This is a genomic window from Gemmatimonadota bacterium, from assembly GCA_026705765.1.
In the GTDB taxonomy this organism is placed as follows: Bacteria; Latescibacterota; UBA2968; order UBA2968; family UBA2968; genus VXRD01.
The window spans coordinates 1-22,059 of the sequence record JAPPAB010000158.1 but is presented as its reverse complement, the minus strand read 5'-3'; the positions used below and the strand labels follow the sequence as shown (position 1 = coordinate 22,059).

At 53.5% G+C, this 22,059-nt stretch carries 13 protein-coding genes; all 13 read right to left on the bottom strand.

Going from position 1 to position 22,059, the window contains the following annotated elements:
* Positions 1-1,791 carry a CRTAC1 family protein gene (locus tag OXH16_20080; protein ID MCY3683705.1) on the bottom strand — a complete coding sequence of 597 codons (1,791 nt, stop codon included), beginning with the start codon at positions 1,789-1,791 and terminating at the stop codon, positions 1-3.
* Positions 1,788-5,102 (bottom strand): FG-GAP-like repeat-containing protein, encoded by a 3,315-nt coding sequence (locus tag OXH16_20075; protein ID MCY3683704.1) that lies wholly within the window; start codon positions 5,100-5,102, stop codon positions 1,788-1,790. The genes OXH16_20080 and OXH16_20075 overlap by 4 nt, the downstream gene beginning before the upstream one ends.
* Positions 5,095-7,083 (bottom strand): hypothetical protein, encoded by a 1,989-nt coding sequence (locus OXH16_20070; GenBank protein ID MCY3683703.1) that lies wholly within the window; start codon positions 7,081-7,083, stop codon positions 5,095-5,097. Before OXH16_20070 ends, OXH16_20075 begins: the two co-directional genes overlap by 8 nt.
* A gap of 74 nt (positions 7,084-7,157) precedes the next feature.
* A complete protein-coding gene (locus OXH16_20065) occupies positions 7,158-9,104 on the bottom strand; it encodes a hypothetical protein (GenBank protein MCY3683702.1) in 1,947 nt (648 codons plus the stop codon).
* The gene (locus tag OXH16_20060; protein MCY3683701.1) at positions 9,105-11,129 is read right to left on the bottom strand and encodes a TlpA disulfide reductase family protein; all 2,025 of its coding nucleotides are present in this window, start codon (positions 11,127-11,129) and stop codon (positions 9,105-9,107) included.
* Positions 11,130-11,276: 147 nt separating this feature from the next.
* A complete protein-coding gene (locus OXH16_20055; protein ID MCY3683700.1) occupies positions 11,277-12,239 on the bottom strand; it encodes a hypothetical protein in 963 nt (320 codons plus the stop codon).
* Between the two features lie 15 nt (positions 12,240-12,254).
* Entirely contained in the window at positions 12,255-13,559 is a 1,305-nt protein-coding gene (locus OXH16_20050; protein ID MCY3683699.1) for a hypothetical protein, read from the bottom strand.
* 21 nt (positions 13,560-13,580) lie between these two features.
* Positions 13,581-15,179, bottom strand: coding sequence for a CRTAC1 family protein (locus OXH16_20045; protein MCY3683698.1), 1,599 nt, complete (start codon positions 15,177-15,179; stop codon positions 13,581-13,583).
* Between the two features lie 46 nt (positions 15,180-15,225).
* Entirely contained in the window at positions 15,226-16,710 is a 1,485-nt protein-coding gene (locus OXH16_20040; GenBank protein ID MCY3683697.1) for a tetratricopeptide repeat protein, read from the bottom strand.
* 12 nt (positions 16,711-16,722) lie between these two features.
* The gene (locus OXH16_20035) at positions 16,723-18,678 is read right to left on the bottom strand and encodes a hypothetical protein (protein MCY3683696.1); all 1,956 of its coding nucleotides are present in this window, start codon (positions 18,676-18,678) and stop codon (positions 16,723-16,725) included.
* Complete coding sequence (locus OXH16_20030; protein MCY3683695.1) at positions 18,678-19,583, bottom strand: hypothetical protein; 906 nt, start codon at positions 19,581-19,583, stop codon at positions 18,678-18,680. The genes OXH16_20035 and OXH16_20030 overlap by 1 nt, the downstream gene beginning before the upstream one ends.
* Before the next feature lie 20 nt (positions 19,584-19,603).
* A complete protein-coding gene (locus OXH16_20025) occupies positions 19,604-21,820 on the bottom strand; it encodes an ammonia-forming cytochrome c nitrite reductase subunit c552 (protein ID MCY3683694.1) in 2,217 nt (738 codons plus the stop codon).
* 15 nt (positions 21,821-21,835) lie between these two features.
* The coding region (locus OXH16_20020; GenBank protein MCY3683693.1) for a hypothetical protein at positions 21,836-22,059 on the bottom strand (224 nt) is incomplete at its 5' end.

Below are 22,059 nucleotides of genomic sequence, written 5' to 3'. Positions count from 1 at the left end.
TCAATTCTCTACAATCCGATGCACCCGCCGCACATCGGGCGCGTAAAACATCTGTACCTGTCCCGATGGCCAGCGTATGGCAACGCTATCAACCACTGCACCCGCGCCTAAACCAAAATGCAGTGGACGTTGATTCTGCGCAGCATAACCGCTACCGCCCAATACCTCCTGCACCTGCACCTCCTCATTCCAGAACACCTGCACCCGCGCCCCAATCGCACTGCGATTGCTCCGCTGCCCAACCAGCTCGAACCCAATCCAGTTTGCCTCTGTCCGCACTGTGTTGCGGTACAACAAAAGCGGGCCCCGCTGATTGGCCACCACCACATCCAGCACCCCCCGGTTCCACAGATCTACCAGAGCCACAGCCCGCCCATCGAATCGATCCCGAACCCCCACTGCCTGTGCCACCTCGACAAATTGCCCCATCCCGTCGTTTACCCAAACGCACTTGGTCTGATGGCCTGCCAAACTCCTGCCTCGCATCGGCGGCCAATTTTTCGCATCAGAGATAATCGCGCTATGCCCGCCCGCCACCTGAGAAAAATCATACCAATAACTTCCATTGCCATCTGCCGAAACATACCCATTGGTCAAAACGAGATCCAGCGCCCCATCGTTGTTCAAATCCCCAAACTGCGCGCCAAAACTCCACCCGCCCAGATCCACGCCCATCGCCCCGGCCAAATTCTCAAACCGCAAGGTCTCGCCTCCCACGGGCACCCACAAATTATTCCCCTGAATGAGAACGCCAGCCTGAGAAATATTGGTCTCGTAAATTGCCAGATCTCCCCGATTCAGCACATCGCCAAACGCGGCATTCATCCCGCTCTTTGGCTGACGCCCCACCCCCACTTGCTCACCCATCTCGACAAACCGCTTTCCGCCCTCGTTCACATACAACTCGGAAATTCCGTAATCATTGGACAAAAACAGATCGGGAAACCCCGACCCGTTCAAATCCGCCGCCCCTACCGCCAGTGTCCACCTCCTGCTCGTGATTCCCACCTTCATCGTCACATCTTCAAATGTCCCATCACCCGAGTTTCTCAACAAATACTTCCGCCCCCCATTATTCGCGTATTCAAAACTCTCCGGCATCATCCGCGTGGTCTCCAAATCCCACAAATTCAGGGACTCGGACCAATAACCCGCCACAAAAATATCCAGATACCCATCGCAGTCGTAATCTACCCAAATCGCACTCCCTGCATTGATCCACCTGGGCAAACCCGCTGTTTCCGTCACGCGCTCAAACACCTTCCCTTCCCGATTGCGAAACAACTCGGGGCGGCCCCATTTATACAAAAACAAATCTTCGAACCCATCGTTGTCGTAATCCCCCCACACAGATCCCATACTCACACCCTCGTGATTCACATCCGCCACGCCCATTGCCGCAGCCACATCTTCAAAACCCATCCCTCCCAAATTGCGATACAGCCGATTCAAACTGCCCTTCCGACTACTGGTCACATACAAATCCTGCCAACCATCCCGGTCGTAATCCACCACCGAAACCGCCGCGCCCATCGACGCGATAATCGGCATAATATGATCCAGCTTTGCGTCCAGCCCAGGCGCTTCGTGTACAAAATCGATCCCCACCTGTTTTCCGACTTCCTTCAGATAGAATCCATATCGTTCACTGCCAGTGCCACTCATTTCCCCCACCTGCCATCCTCCCCACTTCATCATACCCAACACCACCAGCAATAGCCCAAAAAACAGCACCACCAGAATCCGCACAACGCGATTGGGATGTCTCTCCTCTATCCCGCTGTCTTTCATGGCCTGTCATTCCTCAGCGCCCGATCAAACCAATCGGGCGTCACATACCGCGTGTGAAACCGCTGCCAGTCCTCTGCATGGCGCTTAAACACCGGATCATCTTCAAGTGTTTCAGGCGCGCGATCATAAGACAAAACCCCATGCGCTGGCAAGGGCAACACCGTCGTTGAAAAAGCCGTATTATAATCGCCATCCTTAACCCACCCATCGCCTTTCAAAACAAAATCCCGCACCTGCTCCCCAGGATCTGGCAAAGCCGCAAACAGCAACTGGATCTCATCTCCAGCATTCACAATCGCATATCGGTCATCGACCTGTGCCAGCAATGGCTCTACATCTCCATATCGCGTATAATACCCCACGAGATCTCGCCACATTTGCGAAGTTCCGTCAAGCGCGTGGTAATCCGGCACCTCGGGCGAACTCGCATCTGCCTCCGTCACCTGCGAAAACCCGCGATAACGCAACTGTGCGCTCGCCAAAGGCACAGATTGAACCGTCATCACACTGTCTTCAAGCGGCACAGCCCACGCCAAACGATCCCAATAAATCTCCAAATTAGTCTGCAATCTAAATTTTCGGGAAACATCCCGCGGAAAAACGCCGCTCAAATCAATCAACACTGTCTTGCGCTTTCCGGCAGGAAAACCCAGATCAGGATACACGACGCGCCAATCTGTCCCACCAAATACATGCAGAGAAAGGCCCTGGGGTGGCGGATGGCTACCCTGCCCCAGCGCCACATTGATCGAACTATCCGTCGGATGAATCCATCCCTGACCGACCAGCCACAAAGGTCCTTCTCTGGGCACCTCGTCTCCCATCTCCACCTCTACATAGTGTTCTCGCGTCACCCCTTGATAAATACCCCGCCCAAAAGTATCCACATACTGTCCGTCCCGCACCCGCACTCTATCGGTCATATCGCGCCCCCGATCATCTTTCACAATAGCAAAGGATCGGGGCTGCGTAGTCGCGTAAATTTCGAGCGATGGCGCACCCCGGGCAAAACGCTCATCCACAAAAACCGACGTCCCCTCGGGATGATCAACTGCGACGAGAGACACCCAATCGACAAAATGCGTCTCCCAGAGTTCACCCGTAATCCGAATATCGTACACCTCATTTCGCGCAATTAGCTGATCGCCTCTGATCTTCACCCAATCCTCCGTCTGAGCAATACCCGCAACCACCTGAGCATTGATCCGCATCCCCAGAGGCGACCGCCACAGAAAATCCGTTACAAACCCCATCTCCAACCCATTGTGCGCAAACACCCAGGGGCACGACCCCTTCAACCGCTGTACGGCACCCACCACCTGATCCACCTCCAGATCGAACTCCACCTGAGGCATCCCATTGGGCCACACAATCCTCACGAGATCTGTCCCCGTATAAGTCCCCAACCCAAAATGCACCACCGGATCCGTCACCACTTGCTTCTGATAGAACGCACCCGAACGCAACTCCACTTCTGCACCCAAACCCAGTGCATTGATCCGCCCATCGCCAGAAGCCCTACCGCCCACGGGGCGAACCGCCTGCCAGTGATACGCCAAATCGCCCCCATTCACCAGTTGCAGCGCCTCACCTGTATCCGAAACACCCAGCAAATCGAGCCGACCATCACCCGTCAAATCCGCCACACCAGTCACGCGCGCTTTCAGGTCCAGAGCGTGGTAAGCCTCTTCCGACGCCAGATAGGCACGCTTGTCAAAAACCAGATCCAGCGCGCCATTATTATCCAGATCCGCTATGAGAAGCGGAGCAGGACCAGCGGTTGAATCAGCCTGAATCAGCGTACTTATCTCCCCTTGCGACACAGCCATCACAGTGCCATCCCCATCTACAACCACGCGCTCTAAACGCCCGTCTCGATCCAGATCTCCCGCGCTTAACGCAACGCCATCCACCGCCTTCTTCGCCCCCGGCGTAAATACACCCGCCCGCTCGTTAACCGCCTCAATCAATTGCCCTTCTCGATCCAGCATCGCCGCATCGGGATCGCCATCTCCATCGCAATCTACCCACACAAATCCCCTCAGTCCATCTACATTACCGAAAAGTTCTCGCGCCACAAATGAACCATCTCCATTGTTTTGCAACACGAGAGGCGGTCCTGTAGAACGCCCCAAAACGAAATCGACATCCCCATCCATCTCTACATCCGCTCCCCACACGCCAACTATCTCTTCTTCGTCCAACCCGATGGAATCAGTCACACCCTCAATCCCGCCATCCTCAGTACGTCGGAACAACCGAAAACCCTCTGCCCCCACCAGCGCGAGATCTAACGCAAAATCGTTATCCCAATCAACCGCCAGCATCCCCAACACCCCTGGGGAATCAACCGCAATCCCCTCCGTCCCCCGTACCTGAGAAGCACTTGCCGCAACCACCTCTACTTCTTCTTCCGACCAGAAAGGCTTGAGCACCTGCCAATCACTTCCCTCCAAACCCGCAACAGGTTCGGGTTCAAAGCGCATGTTCAAATCCGCAGGCGCCGGCATAGCCTGGGGCATACTGAACTTCAAAAATTTAACTATGGGATCTCCCAGGCGTTCAGCCGGCACAACCAGTGCATCCAGCGCGCGCCGATACATCGGATCGCGCAACAACACATTGTGCAAAAACATCGCTTGCAAAGCTACCTCACTCCCCCCTTCCGTCTCGCCCTGCAAACTGCGCAACTGCACCCGCGCCGCATCCGGCCACCCCTCCGACCACTCGCCCAACTTCTCCACCGATGCGCGCAGAGCCTTTTCATCCCCCCGTTTGCCCGCCTGCCTCGCCCGCTCGATCCACAGCGCGGGATTGTCCGGCACCTGCCTGATCAGGACTTCCAACTGTGTCCAGACCTCTTCCTCACTCCCTGCTCCCCCCCGTCGCTCCACCTCCTTCATCAGCGCGTACCGCGCCTTCACAAGCCCCTGTTGCGCCGCTTTCTCGAAAAACGCGATAGCAGCGTCGGATTGCCCTCTGCTCCGCTCAACCAATCCCTGCAGCATCGCGATAGCGCCGCTCTCGGGCATCAGTGAACGCGCTGTCTCCAGGTCTTTTGCAGCCCCGTCATAATCCCCCCGCCGCAACCGCAACACCCCGCGATTTGCCCACGCAGCCGGCTCATCGGGTTCCATTGTAAGAGCACGGCTCAAACTGGCATCCGCCCGATCAAAAGCACCCACCTCCAGCGCGAACACACCCGTATAGAATGCGGAGACATAATCCGGGGATGGCGTAGCCATCTCCTCTTCTCCGCATCCAAAACTCAACACCATCAACAACCCGATCGTGCGACGAATATCAAGCATCGTGCTCCTTCCATCCCGGTATCGAAATATCCATCCGCCGCTCAGGCGCGTAGATCTTATCGCCCTTATAAGGTGTATCCTGCGTCAGAATATAAATGGTGCCCTCGTGTACATACGTAATCTCATCCCTCGAATCTCCCACCACATCTTCCACAACCCCACCTGCCCAATCGAATGGCACGCCCTCGCACACGGGTTTGATCACCTTGCGACACTCTGCATCGTAAAACCCGAATGATTCCGCGCTGGTACTGATAAACAACAACTCTTGCCCGTCGCCTGCCCAATTCACAGCCGGTCCCCCCTGGCTCATGTTATCCGGCTCCATCCGGGACAGCGGATCTCCCTGCCCACTCACCAAATTCATAATCCCATAAGTCCCCCACCGATCACCCATCCACATCTCTAACCCCGGCAGATCGGGTCTAAAATTCCCCGCGTAAATCCCCTGCACATGCCCATAGCGGAGGTGACTCAACAAAGAGCCATCCCGCGCATCCACCAGGAAAAATCCCGGATCGCTCCCCGCAATCCCGACCTCTGGCCCATTGCTCTCATCCCCATCCAATTCCCCAAAAGAAGCGTGGTCAATATGCCCTGCACCGCCAGAATCCTCGATGTACTCCGACCCCTCCATTGTCCAGAGATGATTTCCATCCCCATCGTACAGATCATAACCGGGCAAAATTTCATCCCGCCCATCGCCATCCACATCGTAAAACCAGATATACATCCCATACCACGCATTGTGCGCGTCCTGTCGCCAGCGCAAGTTCAGATTTTCGTCAAATGCCCAGATCGAATACCCGGTGCCCGCGCCATCCCCATCCCGCAAAATCAAATCCTGCGCCTTCTCCGTCTTTCTAATTTTACACGGCCAGATTACCCTGAGCGAATGCAAAACATCTCCCATGCTCGCATTCCTGTATCCCCGATACGGTCCCGTCCTCGGCAATTCTGTTTCCGCCGTCACCTCACCCGACTTTCCGCTCACCAGCTTTAACCTGTCATCCTCAATACCGATAAAATCTTCCACCCCATCTCCATCCAGATCGTGTACCACGGATCTTTGCAGCCCTTTTGCAGCGGGAAAAGTCTGATCGTATTGCACGTCCCCGTCAAAATTCAAGCACACAACGCGCAAGCCTTCATCCGTCTCCTTCTGCAACACAATTTCCTTTTGCCCTGCCCCTCTAAAATCGCCGTATCGGGCCTCACACGGCCAGAACTCGCCGATATCAATCCGCTTCCACAGCACGGGCTTCGGATACTTCTCCGCCTCCCCTGCCACTTCTCTTTCATAGGCGTCCAAGCGGCTCACATACGCAGCATCGGCAGATGCACTCGTTGTGGCGCGCACCGCGCGCATGCGACTCCGCGTATTTGTACGCACGCCAACCTTCCCCGTGGGAAACCGATCGTCATAAGCTACAAACGCCTGCTCGCCATTCACATAACACGCAAACCGCTCGCCCTCACACACCACTTTTAGCGTGTAATACTGTCCCCTATCAAATCCATTGGGCAGATCCGCCAGCATCGTCCAGGCCTCGTCTTCTCTCCGATAGAGCACAAACCGATCAAACCCCTCCATACAAAAATAATAATACCGCCTCAGGTCCTGATACCGCACCATAACCCCCGACCGGGCGACAATCGCGTGGGGATCGTCATTGCCCGGCTGGGTATATGCATTCAACTGCCGCACCTGCGCTTCCATCGTGTAATCCCCCCACAACGGCTCACCCGCTATCAGGCACCGATCCGACTTGGCAGTGTGCTCCAACACCTCTGTGTCCCCATCTTTCACCACCCGGTAATTACTCAGCATATTCCACTTGGGGGGTGCGACCAGCGCATTCCCCCAACCCTTGAAATATTGCTCCTCGATACTCTGATCCGGTTCTGTCTTATCCAGCACCGTCCCCAGCGGACATCCCACCAGGTCAATCTCTGCCAGCAATTGTTCATTGCTTGCCATGTCTTCCTCCCGGTTAAAAAATTGGAAATTACATCGACGCGATATTTCTTATCCCGCCATCAATAAACCCGAACTCAAAATACATGCACCACATGCCCCTGTCCCGGAAACCAGACCAGATCTACCACAAAAGACAGCGTTACTGCCAGGGCATATCCAACCAACAGACCTATAAAAAAAGGCTGCCATTGGCGGTACAACACCATTCCACCGCCCTTCAGCAACAACCCCTTGATCGCCCAAACCAGAAAGGCCGAAAACGCCAGTTCTCGTGTAAAATTAGTGCCGGGAATGGTCAGCCCGATCGGGTGAAGCGGCCACCTCGGAAACCGGTAACGCAAAAAACTCAGCAGTCCCATCAGCGCGGCACCGATACCGAACAGCATCAGTCGAATACTGTCCGTACCCTGTGGCGACTTCATCTTGGCAACTGCCGCATTAAACGCTGCTTTGTTTCCACTTCGATAGGGCCACACATCAAAATGATAGGCTCCGTGGACATAAGCCAGGTGAAGCGTTAATGCAATCGATACCATTGCACTCAGCGCCAGGCCAAATACCACAGCCCAGAGCAGAAGGCGTCGATTGCCACGCACAAAATCTGCCAGCCGTGTCCCGTGTACCAACCCGGGCATAAACAGTCCTCGGTAGGAAATCAGCGCATAGGAAAATGCCAACGCCGTCATCGTTGCCCCCGACAGGGTACGCGTACCCAGAGTAGCCATCGTAAAAGCCTGACCGCTCAGCGGGGTGCGCACGTAAATCAACCCTGTCTCCGCCACGATCTTGGCTACTCCCACATACGTCACCAGCGTTGCCAAAACACACAGAATGGCTGCGCCATAGGCCATCCCCGCCGCGTGTAACCACAACACCAGATAACCCAGTCCTATAAACATCCCCCATACCGCCGCCCTGTAACCCATCATCTCGTCCGAATCTCCGGCGTTCCGATCCCCTCTAAAAGCACTGCGGAATGCGGCGTAAAAGTGCCTCCGGGCCATCCACAATCCCCAGCCCACAAATACGGTCAACGCCCCGAACCCCTCCCAGCCAGCCACCTCGTATGACGAGCCCCAACTGTCGGAGATATTCAAACCAAATCCCAGCCGTCTTAAGATACCCACCTGGAATACATTCAACACATAAAAAAACCAGACGCTAAACAACACTTCCAAGTTGGCAAAATACACAAACCCGATCGTAAACAGATTGAGTTTGATCCTGATTCCAGGGAAACTGCGGCCCAGTGGTAGTGACGTTCCAGACCGGTAACTGCCCGTGGGAAATTTAGGTGCTCCAGGAGAAAAATACGACAGGATATTCCAGGCAATCATCCCAAATCCCGTCACAGCCCCCGCCCAGAATAACCTTCCCCCAATCATCCGTATCCCGTGTTTTGGCGCCGAGACCAGATCCACCGCCACATTCGCCAGCGGATAGACCAATCGCTCGTGATCCACCCACTGTCGTCGCAACAAAACCGCCAGACAAATCGACACGCACGCCGCTGCACCGATAAAACTCAACCACCAGAACAGTGGCAAAACCCACTCTCCCCACGGCACGGCCTGTCCGGGCGGTAATCCCTCAAAAAACCATGTCATCGCCTGCCGGTCTTCCGAGGGAGCCATCCACGGTCTGATATGATTGTGCAGATAAGGTGCCCACCCATTCTCCGGTGTCGCAAAATAAAATGGCGCCGCAAGAATCCCCAACAAATATCCCGGCAGTCCGTCTGCCGCCGGAATCACCGCACTGGCCAACCCCATCGCCAACGCCACCAGCAAATCCGAACGCCCGAATGCCCACTCCGGCTTTTGCGCTTTGAGCACCGGATTCACAATCAGGGCACACAGTACAAAGGGGACAAATAGGGCCAGCGCAAAATTACTCATGTTCAACCGGGAGGCCCGCACAATAAACTCAGAATAGGTGGCCCAAACGCTCACCAGCACCACAAAAAACGATCCCAGTACCACCGCACGAACCTTAAACCGATCGTCTCGCACCTGCCCCATTTATTTTACCTCAATACCCCTCAACGCCTCGATCCGCCAGCCAAATTCCTCCTCCAATTCTTTTGTCCATCCCCGCTTTAGAAACGCAATCTGCCCCTCCCGATTGAGAAACCAGGTTGTGGGAAAGCCCTGAATCCCCGCTTTATTCACATATCCGTCATCGAGCAAAACCGGGAAAGTATAACCCTTCTTCTCCATCCACGGCGGTACTGACTCGGGATTGCGATCATTATTAATCGTCAAAATCGCCACATCGGGATCGTCCTTGTAATGCTCGTACAAATTCTGAAACTCCGGCATCTCTTTCACACACCATCCACACCATATCCCCCAGAAATTGATCGCCACGATCTTGCCCTTCAAAGAAGTTAGCAATACTTGCTTACCCTTTAGAGTCTTCAAATTGAACGCAAGCGCTGGCTCTGGAGCCTCAATCCGAGAAGACAGGACCTCCTGCTTTCGCGTTTCTCGATCTGATGCTATTAAAGGTTTTAAATAATTTTCGTACCCATCCAAACTCCCGTGTCGCTTCAAATAAAGTGACTTTAGAGCCTGGTCATTGGGATTTTTACCCGACGATGGGATGGCTATACCCATTTTGTAAAATACTTCGGCCTGATCTGGGTTGTCCATCGCCTCATAAACCTGACCCAAATGGTAAAGCGTGTCCTCATCTTTGGAATTCAGTTCATAAGCGCGCATCAATTCTCGCTCGGCATCTTCCAAACGCCCTTCCTGAAAAAACACCCAACCGAGGGCATCGGTCATCAACCCGGTCATCCAGTTTATATCTTGTTGATAATCTTCTTCTGAGTCGTAGTACTTCTTCTGGTCTTTCAGAAATTCCTGTGCTACCGCAACACCATCCCGGGCAATCTGCTCAGCCTCTCGATAATACGACGTGCGTTCCGCCAGCGTCATCGCACCTCTTGGAAATGTGAGATGCGGGTTGATATTTTCATATTTAACCATACCCTGTACCACATCCAGAAGTTCTTTCGCTGATACCGTAGAATCCTCCCGAATGGAAAAGAAAAGATTCAGATATGCATCTCCCAGCAGTCGATCATTATGGTGTTGGGACCGCGCGATAAACGCCCGCAACAAGTTTCGATACGCCTCCTCTTGCTCGAGATCCTGGAAATCTTCTTCAGCATCCTCCTCCATCGCGCGATAGCGATACACCAGCACCCATTCCGCCTCTGCACTTTCGCCATAGGTACTGAGGATGCGATCTCCAACCCCTTTTTTCTTTTCCTCGAGTTCCAGACTTCGATAGGCATTGTACAATGCCAGCAAAGAAGCCGCATCTCCCCCACGCGCTTGCACAAACGCATCGGCATCAGCCTCAATCTCTGCAATTTTCTCTGCTTCAGACTTATTTTTAAGTCGCTCAACCACCCGCCAGAACCGCTGATGCACCCTTGCATCTGTGGGTGCCAGTTGCGCCGCTTTCTGGTATAGTGGATAGGCTTCATCGTAACGACGCATCACAGACAGATAATAAGCCGGTCGATAATAGGCATTTGCATTACCGGGATCGGCTTTGCGCGCTTCTGCAAATACCTTCAGACAAGCCTCGAATCTTTGAGTGTTTTTTCCTCTCTCAGAAGTATAGTACAGGGCATTCCCCTTAACGACCAGAAGCCTGGCGGGATTCTCGACCCGCGTTTTATACTCATCTACAAAGGTAATCGCATCCTCTTTATTACTTCCATACAGCACATCTGCTCTTATATTGATGACATCCGCATGGTCGGGCAACATCTCTAAGGCTCTTTCACTGGCTAAAAGCGCCTCATCCCTGCGCTCTTTACCAAGTCGATTAAGTGCGCTCGCAAGCGCGACCCAACCCCACGCACTATTTTCAGGAGACGCGACCATCTCTTCAGCGGCGGCAACTGCTTCCTCTTTGTTCTCCGCCGCCATGTGATGGATAAACCAGGCGCGCAGATGCAAATTATCCGGAAACCGTTCGACCAGCTTTTTCCCCTCGACATATCCATCTTTATGATTCCGTGCCATTCGCAGAGATCTCAACCTCTCAACCGCCTCTTCTGCTGTATCTTGTCCCTGAAGGGGAATAGGACACAGACAACAAAATAGAAGATATAGGACCCATCGATTCATCATAAGACACCTCCTTAAATGACCTCCACAACATCATCTCCGTTACTCGGTTTGCCTCGGCGACCAGCGAGGCGCAGAGACCTCCATATCCACAGAAACTTCATGCAAATCCGTGCCATCGGCATTTATCATCATCAACCTGTGTTCCAGGCCCCCCTGTCTCTCGTGGGTTCGCCGCACTTCAAAAGCAATCCTCTGACCGTCGGGCGACCAGGTAGGAGAAAAAAAAGCCACTGTAGAACTCGCATCCAGGGTCAACCGTCGCACCATAGCCCCATCGGAACCCATAGTATAAATCTCGCACTCAGGGAACTGATTCCGCACCTGTGGTTGGTGCCGATTTGACGCAAATGCAATACGCGTTCCATCAGGCGACCAGGCCGGATGAATATTCTGAACACCATTGAAATCCGTAAGCCTGACCCGATTAGAACCATCTGCATCCATGAGAAAAATGTCGATATTATTCCCCTGACGCGATTGAAAAGCAATCCTGCGTCCATCGGGTGACCAGTCCGGAGCTTCATCACTACTGGGAGAATTTGTCAGATTTTGCAATCCCGTCCCATCGAGGTTGACCGTGTAGATATCCCATCTATCCCTATTATCCTTCTGCGCCTGAAAAGCAATCTTTCCACCATCGGGAGACCAGACTGGACCGAGATCGGGACCGGGCAAATCGACCACCTTCTGTATGTCTCCATCCTCCAGATTAAAAATATAAATATCGAAATTTCCCACGGCATCCCGGTTTGAAGCAAATACAATGCGTCGCGCATTCGGAGACCAGGAGGGATTGGTATAGCCTCCCTGCTCTCTCGTAAGCCTCATCAACCCCTTGCCATCGGGACGCATCACAAAAATTTTGAATGTCCTGAAATCCCCCGGTCCCACAAACGCAATGCGGCCTTTAACAATTGAATAATCGGAATCCAGCAGACCGGTGTTCCCTGCACAATGAAGCAGAGAAAAAAACAGAAGATACAATATCCACTGATTCCTCACAGCACACCTCCTGTGCTATGCTGGCGCGCCAAATGCCAGAATCTTCTGCCGGTCGTAAATCAGCACCTCATCTCTTCCGTCCCCATCCATATCCAACACCATCGCGCCATATCCAATCCCGTAATCGTACGCACGAAATCCCCGGATGCGCTGTCTGGGCTGTCTGAAATCCTCTCGAAAGGGAAATTCCATCACCCGGTTGCCATCCCCATCCATCAGAAACGGCCAGTAAAGATGTGTATCTTCCGGCTCGCTATCATAAGGCACATCCTCTTGTTGCCTCTTTAAAGCCGGGGCATAAATCACCAGATCCAGCCCGTCATCCCGCCAGCCGCGCACAGCGTGTTGCGCGTATCCCACACCGGATTTTTGCCACAATGCCTGTCCATCGGGCGTATAACACGTCATCCCAATCCACTTTTCATTCAAAATCATCGTCTGTCCATCTATATCACTGCGAAAACGCCCCACCGTCGTATTCTGCGAATGCTCGTGCGGGCGTCTCCAGATCACCTCGCCCTGCGTATTCGCCACAAAAAAATCTCTACTACCCGAATACGCAATCTCAATCTCCCCATCCCCATCGAGATCCGTCGGATTGATATTGTCCGCATGCTCCGCCGTGGCATTTTCCACTGGAATCGACCACAACAAAGTCCCATCGCTATCCACCAGATTATACCCGATCAACATCTCGTCACACCCATCGCCATCCACATCGATCAACACCGGCGCATGCCCTGCCCCGTGATAATGCGGCGTCATCCACAACTCCGACAAATCGCTATCCAGAACATAAGTCGGATTGCCGTATTCATAAGGCGGATAAGCACCATCATTGACCTTCACCACCAGTTGCTGCCGCGTCGGATCACCCTTCAAATTCCCGGCCTTCACCTGAGAAAAATTATCTGCCGGCAACTTCTTCTGCGCCTGTACCTCGCCCGTTTCCCCATCAAAAACCGTCAGCACATCCCACACAATCGAAATCACCTCCGCCTTCCCATCGCCATCCACATCAGCAGTAAGAAAATCATTGCCTCCATGCGAGCAGTAAGGATCTGCCCTTCGATGCGGTTCGCCCACTTGCCACAGCTGATTGCCCTCCTGATCAATCGCCGTAATACAGAACAAACGCCGTTCCTCATCCGTATTCCATCCCCGCTCAATATAGAGATCCGACTTCAACTGCCCCGGACTCTGCCGCAACAAAAACTCCTGCTTTCCGTCCCCATTCACATCCGCCACAACCATCTGCCCGCCAACACCTTCCACATCCAGTTCCCACAACAACCGCGCATCTCTCCGTGCATCACCCATAGTAGCCTCCTTCTAAATACATCAATTCTCTTCCACAACCACAACGCGATCCACCTCAACATCTTCCAACACCTGCACGCGGCCACTCACCCAGCGCACCTCAATTCGATCCACGCGACGCGCATTGCCCAGCCCAAAATGAAGCCGCAAATCGCTCGCCGACAAATAGCTCGACTGACTCCGAACCTCACGCACCTGGATCTTTCCCCCCGCGCTTACATGCACCACCGCCCCAATCCCGTCCCTATTTGAAAACCCGCTTTCCGCTCCCTCCATACCTCCCACGAGCTTTACAACGATCCAGTGTCCCGAGTTCTCAAATTCATTGCGAAACACCCGCGCCCTTTGCCCCGAATGCAACACCACCAGATCCAGATCGCCATCCTCATCCAGATCGCCAATCGCCGACCCACGACTCACCCCCGGCGTTTCAACGCCCGCATTAACCACCTCAAATCGCCCATCCACATTGCGAAATATTTGATCCGCTTGTAAATAGGACTCCGCCCTGGAAAACGCCTTTACATTTGGGAAAATATGCCCATTTGCCACAAACAGATCCAGATCGCCATCGTTGTCATAATCAAAAAAATGAGTGCCAAATCCCAGAGGCAGCAAAGACACCCCGGCAATTCCGGTTGACACACTTCCCTCCATGAAAAATCCGCCCCCCGCACGCTGATAAATCGCATTGGTCTCGTAGGAAAAATTCGTCACAAAAATATCTGATCGCCCGTCTCCATCTACATCTCCCACATCGACCCCCATCCCCGCCTGTGTCCGGCCCTGCGCATTAAACGCCACACCCGCCTCTATCCCTACATTCTCAAACCGTCCCCCCACATTGCGATACAAAAAATTTGGCGTCGTATCATTCGCCACATAGAGATCGGTATCCCCATCCCCATCGTAATCCAGACTCACCACCCCAAGCCCTTTGCCCGAAGAATCCGCCACACCCGCCTCAAAGGAAACATCCGTAAATATTCCATTCCCCTCATTCCGATAAAGCAAATCCGGCGCCCCCTCAAAATAGCCCGGATCGCAATACGTGCGAACGCCCACCCGCTCACAATCCGGATCGGTTTCCACATCATACGTCAAATAGCGCACCACATACAAATCCAGGTCGCCATCCCCATCCGCATCAAAAAAGGTGGCGCCAGCAGACCACCCACCGCCCGCCACCCCCGCCTTCTTTTCCGCAAAACCACCACGCCCATCATTTTGATACAGCACATTGGCATCATAACCCGTCGTATAAAGATCGAGATCGCCATCATTGTCATAATCCCCAACCGTACACCCCATACCATACCCCACACCCAGCGCGCCTGGAACAGCCGAAAAACGAAATCCACCATCGTTTCGATAAAGCGCGTTCTCGCCGCCCGCCTGCCCGTGTTCTCCATTGACAAAATACAGATCCAAATCCCCATCCCCATCCACATCAAACACAGCGCAGCCCGACCCCATAGTCTCCAAATAATGCCAATTCCCCCTCGCACCGGTCCGATGCACAAACGATATACCAGACGCTTCTGCAACCTCCACAAATTGCTCTGCGGCAACAGAACTCGAACATAAAAACAAAAAAAGAATGCCAATAACTCTAATCACTGATACTCCCATCCAATTGTGAAAGTACAGTCACACTCATCTGCGTTTATCTGCGTACATCTGCGGATGCTTTTGCCGCCATTGCCTCTGCCTCCGCTTTCCGCCCCGCCCGACCATAGAGAACCGACAACTGGAGATACAACTCGCGCGGATCTTCCGCCCCCCCAATCACCTGATCGTACAACGCCTTTGCCGCGTCCATATCTCCCGCCACCGCATGTGCCACCCCCAATCGCACCAGCAACCCCGCAGAATACGCAACCTGATCTGCTCTGGTCTCATAGGTCGAAATACACTTATTCAGATCTCCCGTCTTCGCCTGTGCCTGGCTAATCTGATCGTAAATGTAGAACGCGGCAAAGGCAATCGGATCCATAGCCACAATCCGCTCATATCCCTCCACCACATCGCGCGACAACCCATCGGCACACAAAAACATATCTGTCCTGTGCCTCAAAGCCTCGTCAGATACCAGGCCCCCTTCACCCAGCGCAAAAGCCGCATCATAAGACCGCCGCGCTCGCTCTACATCCCCCAACGCCTGATAGGACTGTCCCAGAGCCAGATACACCACGGGAACCTCCGGACTAAACCGCCACGGCAAATCTGGATCTTCCACCAGAGCGACCGCTTGCTGATAAACCCCTATAGCCTTATCGTGATGCCCCAATCTCACAAACCTGTCTCCGAAATCCAGCAAATCGGCTACCTTATCAAATCGCGCGGGCAACACATACTGGTCTCGAACCGCATGCCGATGGCGCTCGTCAAAAAACTTAAACGACTCCCACGCATGCCGCGCCGATAGCGAATCGCCCGATACCTGATAAGCCTGTGCCAGTCCATAATGACCTTTGGGATCTTCAAAATCGATTTTTGTCGCCCGTTTGTACGCAGATATAGCAGACGCATACTTGCCGTGCATCATCATGAGTTGTCCAATTTCTAAATGCGCTTCTTTGCGATCCGAAAACATGTGGACGGCCTTTTGAAATGCCTCCAGCGCCTCGTCATAACGCGCTTGCCTGACCAGCGCAAGCCCATATCCGTAAACCGCCAGATCGTCCGTCGGGTCTCGCTCCAAAACAGCCTGAAACGCCTCTTCCGCATCGGAATACGCCCCCGCCAATTCAGCTACAAAACCCAGATTTCGGTAAAACATTGTCTCATCGGGTCTTAGCGCGACCGCCTGCCTGAATGCTTCAATCGCCGGGCTGTAGTTACGCTGAAAAAAATACACAACGCCGAGATCGTTATGCGCTCCTGCATCCTCAATTTTCAGATGAATGGCCCGCCGCAAATTCTCCCCTACCTCTTGCAAATCGCCCTGCCTCGTCACAATCTGAAGCCATCCCAAAAATCGGTACGCATCCGCCGCTGTTGAATCAACTGCGATCACATCCTCGCACCGCACCATTGCCCCGTAATAATTGCCCTTGATAATATCGACCAGCACCGAGTCCATCTGTGACGGCTCAACATTTGAGACAAATAGCATCCACACCATTAGCCCATAACCAAATCTTTTCAAAATCACTCCTCCTCAATACAAATGAATCCAGTGTCCTCGGCCCATAAACCACAACACATCCACCGCAAACGACACCCCAACCCCCAGCGAATACCCCGAAAGCAATCCCGTAAACAACGGACGATACCTGCGATAAAGCGTCACACCACCAATTTTCACAATCAAAAACTTACACGCCCAGGCAATAAAAATAGACCACGTCGCTTTCGTAGCGCGACCGCTTCCACCCACGGCAAATCCAATCGGATGCAACGGCCACCAGGGCAAGCGGTATCGCAACACCGTCAACACCGTCATGCCCACCACACCAACCCCAAAAAACATCAGACGAGAAGACGCTGGCCCCTGAGGGCTTTGCATCATGCTCACAGCCCGCGCAAACACGCTATCGCGACCATAGCGAAAGGGAAACCCTCCAAAATTATACGCGCCCTGTTCATAGCCCCATCCCAGGCTCAAATAAATACACAGAGGAATCCCCACCAACAGCGCCAACCCCATGCTCTTGCCCAGCCGCCTCTGATCGGTACCGGCCAGATCACCCATCTTCGCACTATTGGCCAGAGACGACATAAACATACCCTTGCCGTGAAAAAACAGTCCCTCTGTAAATGCCAGTGTCGTAATCGTCCCCCCCGCCATAGATGCCGACCCCAAAAAATTGGTCACCAATGTCTGCGGACTCACTCCCCATGCCAGATAGAGCAAACCACTCTCACACACCACCTTTGCCAGCCCCAAACACACCCCGTATAGCGCGAGCAAAAACAGAACGCCGATGTACCACTCAATCCCGGCCATACACAGCCATAGCAAACAAAATCCCGACCCCAGAATCACCCCCACTACGGCTGTCCGATAAGACACCATTTCACCCGAATCATCCACCCCGTACTTCGCATTGATCGCTTTTCTCACCACATCCCGCAGATGATGCCGCGCCGTCCACAATGCCCACCAGACCAGCGCGAACAATGCCCCCAGATTTTCCCATGCACTCGCCGCACCCGTTCCCGGACCCAAATCCAGACCAATGCGATTGAAAATCCCATTCTGCGCCCAATATACCAGATAAAAAAACCAGAGGCTAAACAACACATCCAGATTGGCAAAATAGCCAAACCCGATAATGTACAAATTGACCCGGTTGGTCATCGCGGGGAAGCCATCGATAAATACCAGATCTTTGCGTCCAAAAAAGTTGATACGGGGCCAGGCATCCCAAAAATACCACACAAAATTCCATGCCAAAAGTCCAAAACCCAAAACAAATCCGAACCAGAACAGCTTATTCCGCATCAGACCTGACAATATTCCCCCCACGCCGTCATCTTCAATCAGATCGGACACCGGTGAAATCAGGGGATAGACCAGACGCTCGTTTTCCACCCATTGCTTTCTCAGCATCACCGCCATACACAGCAGCACAAAAGTCAGCACCCCAATCAAACACATCCACCAGAACAACGGCATAATCCAGGCAGACCACGGCACTGAGCCTGAGGGCAACCCCTCAAAAAAACCCTGCATGGCACCGCGCTCATTCAAAGGCGCCAACCACGAAGGGATAGTCGGATGCAACAGAGCTTCCCATTGATTCTCTGGCGAGGCAAAATAATAAGGCGCAGCCAGCACCCCCAGGAAAAATCCCAAAAGACCGCTACCGGGAATATGTGCCCCAATCAATCCCATCGCAGCAACAGTCAAAAGCTCTGAACGCGAGAGCATATACCCCGGATAAATCCATTTCAAAAGCGGGTTCAAACCCAGGATCACAACCACAAACCACATGAAAAATCCCACGGGAAAGTGGCTCACGTTCATAGAAGACGACCGCGCCACCGGCTCGGAAAATGTAATCACCGCGACCTCTGCACAGACCAGCACCAGGCCCAGCAATACAGCGCGGGCGGTCACGCCCCGGTCGGCTGACTGAATTGCAACAGATGTATCAAAAGCCAGGCTCATTATTCTTTCTCCAGCTTATCCAGCTTCCGGCTAAAAACCAATTCAATCTCTGCTTTGATATCATCAATAGGCTTTGGATCACCTGCCATACGCACCTGCGGCAATCCCAGACCGATCTTCATATTGTGGGAAAGCACAAGCCCGCGGTCGATATCAATCTCCCATTCCGCACTCCCCGATCCCTTGCCGTCAATCACCAGCGACAACACCTCAATGTGAAACCAGATTCGGTAATGTACCTCGCGCTCCTCCTCAATCTCCACCACCCGATGCCCTTTTTGCTTTTTAATCTTTTTCAGCTTATACGCACTGGTAAACTGCACAAGCGACGGCTCTAACCCGGCATCGAAATCGTAAAACGGCACCTCAATGCGCTGTTCGCCCTCCCAGGTATCCCCAACCGACACTGGCTGATCGGGCAGCACGGGCGCGAGACCGGGCATCCAGACCTGCCGCAAATCCGTAATCATATCCTTGCGCTTAGCCTTGAAAGCCGGGAAATCGGGGCCAAACGCACCCACCTGTTCCCCGGGCGCAATCTCCCAGGCAAACGAAAGGTCGTTCAACAAATCCAGGGTATAGGGAAATTGCTCATAGGTCAATCGCTCACCCGTCAATATGGCCTGGCTCCCCGCCTTATCTACGCTGGCAGTCACTTTCACGCTATCGCCCCCTTCAACCACCATTTCTCGGCTCCGCCATTCCCCATACCCCTGCATAGTAAACGAGCCTTCTCGTAGAATCATCTCTGCCTTATCGCTAAAATAGTCCAGGCGATACTTGTTCTTATAGCGCGCGATTCGCCCTTCTGGATACTGCAACTTCAACATCACCTGATCGGCAGCACAAACCTCTCCCACCACCACAATCCCTATCGCACATAGAATCCATTTCAGAACCTTCACAGCATCCTCCTTCCTGATGCCTATCCATCCGGCCTTTGCTTTCTTTCTCGAATCAACACTTCCAACTCGCGCACAGCATTCGCATCTTTCGCAATTTGTCGGTATCTATCCAACGCTGCCTCTGCCTCCACCTCCCGCCCAGCCTCTGCACAGACCAGTGCCAGATTGTGATAAGGTACAGCATAATTTGGATCCGATTCAATGGCTTTCCGGTACCAGTAGATTGCCACATCCAGAGAATCCCGAAGCGTATATGTATCCCCCAGGTCGGTGTAATCCCGGGCTGTGCCAGGTCGCATTCTGAACCCATTCCTAATATCTGCCTCCCACAACTCGCAGGCGTGATGCAAAGGTGCGACCAGAGCCGAATCCCTTGCCGCTGCTTCTCGCCACATCTTTACCGCCTCCGAGAATTGCTTGTTCCTGATAAACACGGTACCAAGCCCCGCATAAGCATCTGGCATTCCGGACCAGACCTTCAGTGCCTGTCGAAATGCCATCTCCCCGGCCCGATCATCGCCCCGTTGCAATGCATCAATGCCCACCTGTACCTGTGTCTCTGGATCGTCGGCAAGAAGATCTGCCACCATTGATCGATATTCCGTCAGAGCTTCCGATAGCTTATCCTCATCGCGCGATAGATTCACACCCTCCAGCATCGAAGCCGCCCTAATGCGCACCAGGCGCGAAGGATCATCCAGCCGCTCGGCTACGGCCTCGATACCCACATCACTTCCATAAACCATCAATCCCTCTACAGCCCGGGTGCGTACCATCGGATGCGGATCGTCCAGAGCGTCTATCAAAGCCTTTTCAGCCCTCTCATCTGCCTGCCTGCCCAGTAACACGGCTGCCGAAGCCCGCAACACCATACTCTGGTCTTTCGAAAGCGCGATCAAACCATCCAGAGCCTTTGGATCCCCCATCCGTCCCAGAACAATTGCTTCGGCCTGAGCCACTTCCTCTGCCTGTGAACCCCACCACGTCTTCACCCAGCTCGCCGCCCAGTCGGGCGTTTGATCGCTATGGCATTCGTTGCACGCATTTGGAATACCAAACCGAACCGTATTTTCCGGTACTGGCGACAGGATGCGGTGGTCGTATATCCCAATGCGTTTCACCTCTTCTACAGGAGGCATATGGCAATCCACGCACCCCACCGTCTCGTGATTGCTATGCCTTTCAATAGGCTCTCCCACATCCATCCTGTGGCAGTTCAAGCACACCCGGTCATAGGTTGCAGCACGCGTCTCGCCTTCCGCTCTCACGGGACCCAGGTGGTGAGAATCGTGACAACCAGCGCACGTCAGATGCCCCGCCGTATAACACGAACTCATCAAAAAAGCCAGCGTGTTGTAATTCAGTTCGCGGTAGCGTCCATCTGCCCAGAACTTTTCGCTATCCAGCACTTCCAATTCGTAAAAGTCGTAAAACGGATCGCCCGGCTGATATCCCTCCCCAATGATTCGCTTGTGTGCGTGACACTGTGCGCAGACCTCCACGGACTGCTCCGAACTCAAAAATCGCAAATTTACCAGTGTCGTATCCCGCGCTGGCACCTGATCCGGCAACGCTTTCCAGAATGCCACATGTTGGCCTCCAGACCCATGACATGTTTCGCAATTGATGCTCAAATCCGTCCAGCGCGTCGCGTAAGTACCTGTCTCTGGATCGTAATTTTTCTCAATCTGACTCGCGTGACAATCGTGACATTGGAAGTTCCAATTCCGCCCAAAATTCGTCCAGTAATTGACATCGCTCGGCGCAAATCCCTGCGGATGGTCGAACAGCCCCTCCACCGGATCGAACCACGTCTGTTCCCGAACATCCCAATAGACCGGCAGCACCTGAATGCGTCCACCCCCGAGCGTGGTCAAATACCACTGCGTATCCCGATCTCCGATTGCGTACTCGACGGGATAGACTTCTCGTTTTCCATCCGCACCATCCGTCTCCATAAAATAGGTCCCATCCCGCACAAACATTCGAGAAGTCATTCCCCTATACGTATATGTATTGTTCTGCCTAAAATCTCCCCGCACAGTCTCGACCGAAGGCACTTGCATTGACCGCTGATGCAATGACCCCTGCCATTCTTTATAAGTCTCCTGATGACACGTGGCACACGCCTCTGCGCCCGTATATATCGCTTTGGAAGTCACGGGCTGTGGCGCATCCTTCGCACACCCACATACCATTACTACAAAGAGAAAAGTCCCCGGGATCACTGCACGCATTGATCTTCCTCTATACTAAATGGCTCCCAAAAAAGTCTCAGGCCATTTCGGCTCATAATCGCTCTCGAACAGCCAGTCGAAATTCTCGGGCACAATATGCGCCCGCTCGGGACGCAACTTCTCTCGCAGCCGCGGGAAAAGCGACATCACCCCATCGCGCTGGTTCTTAGGCAACCCGCAGGACACACCCGTAGCGATCCATGCCGTTAGCATCGCCTTGCGTGGCACCGTATCCTCGT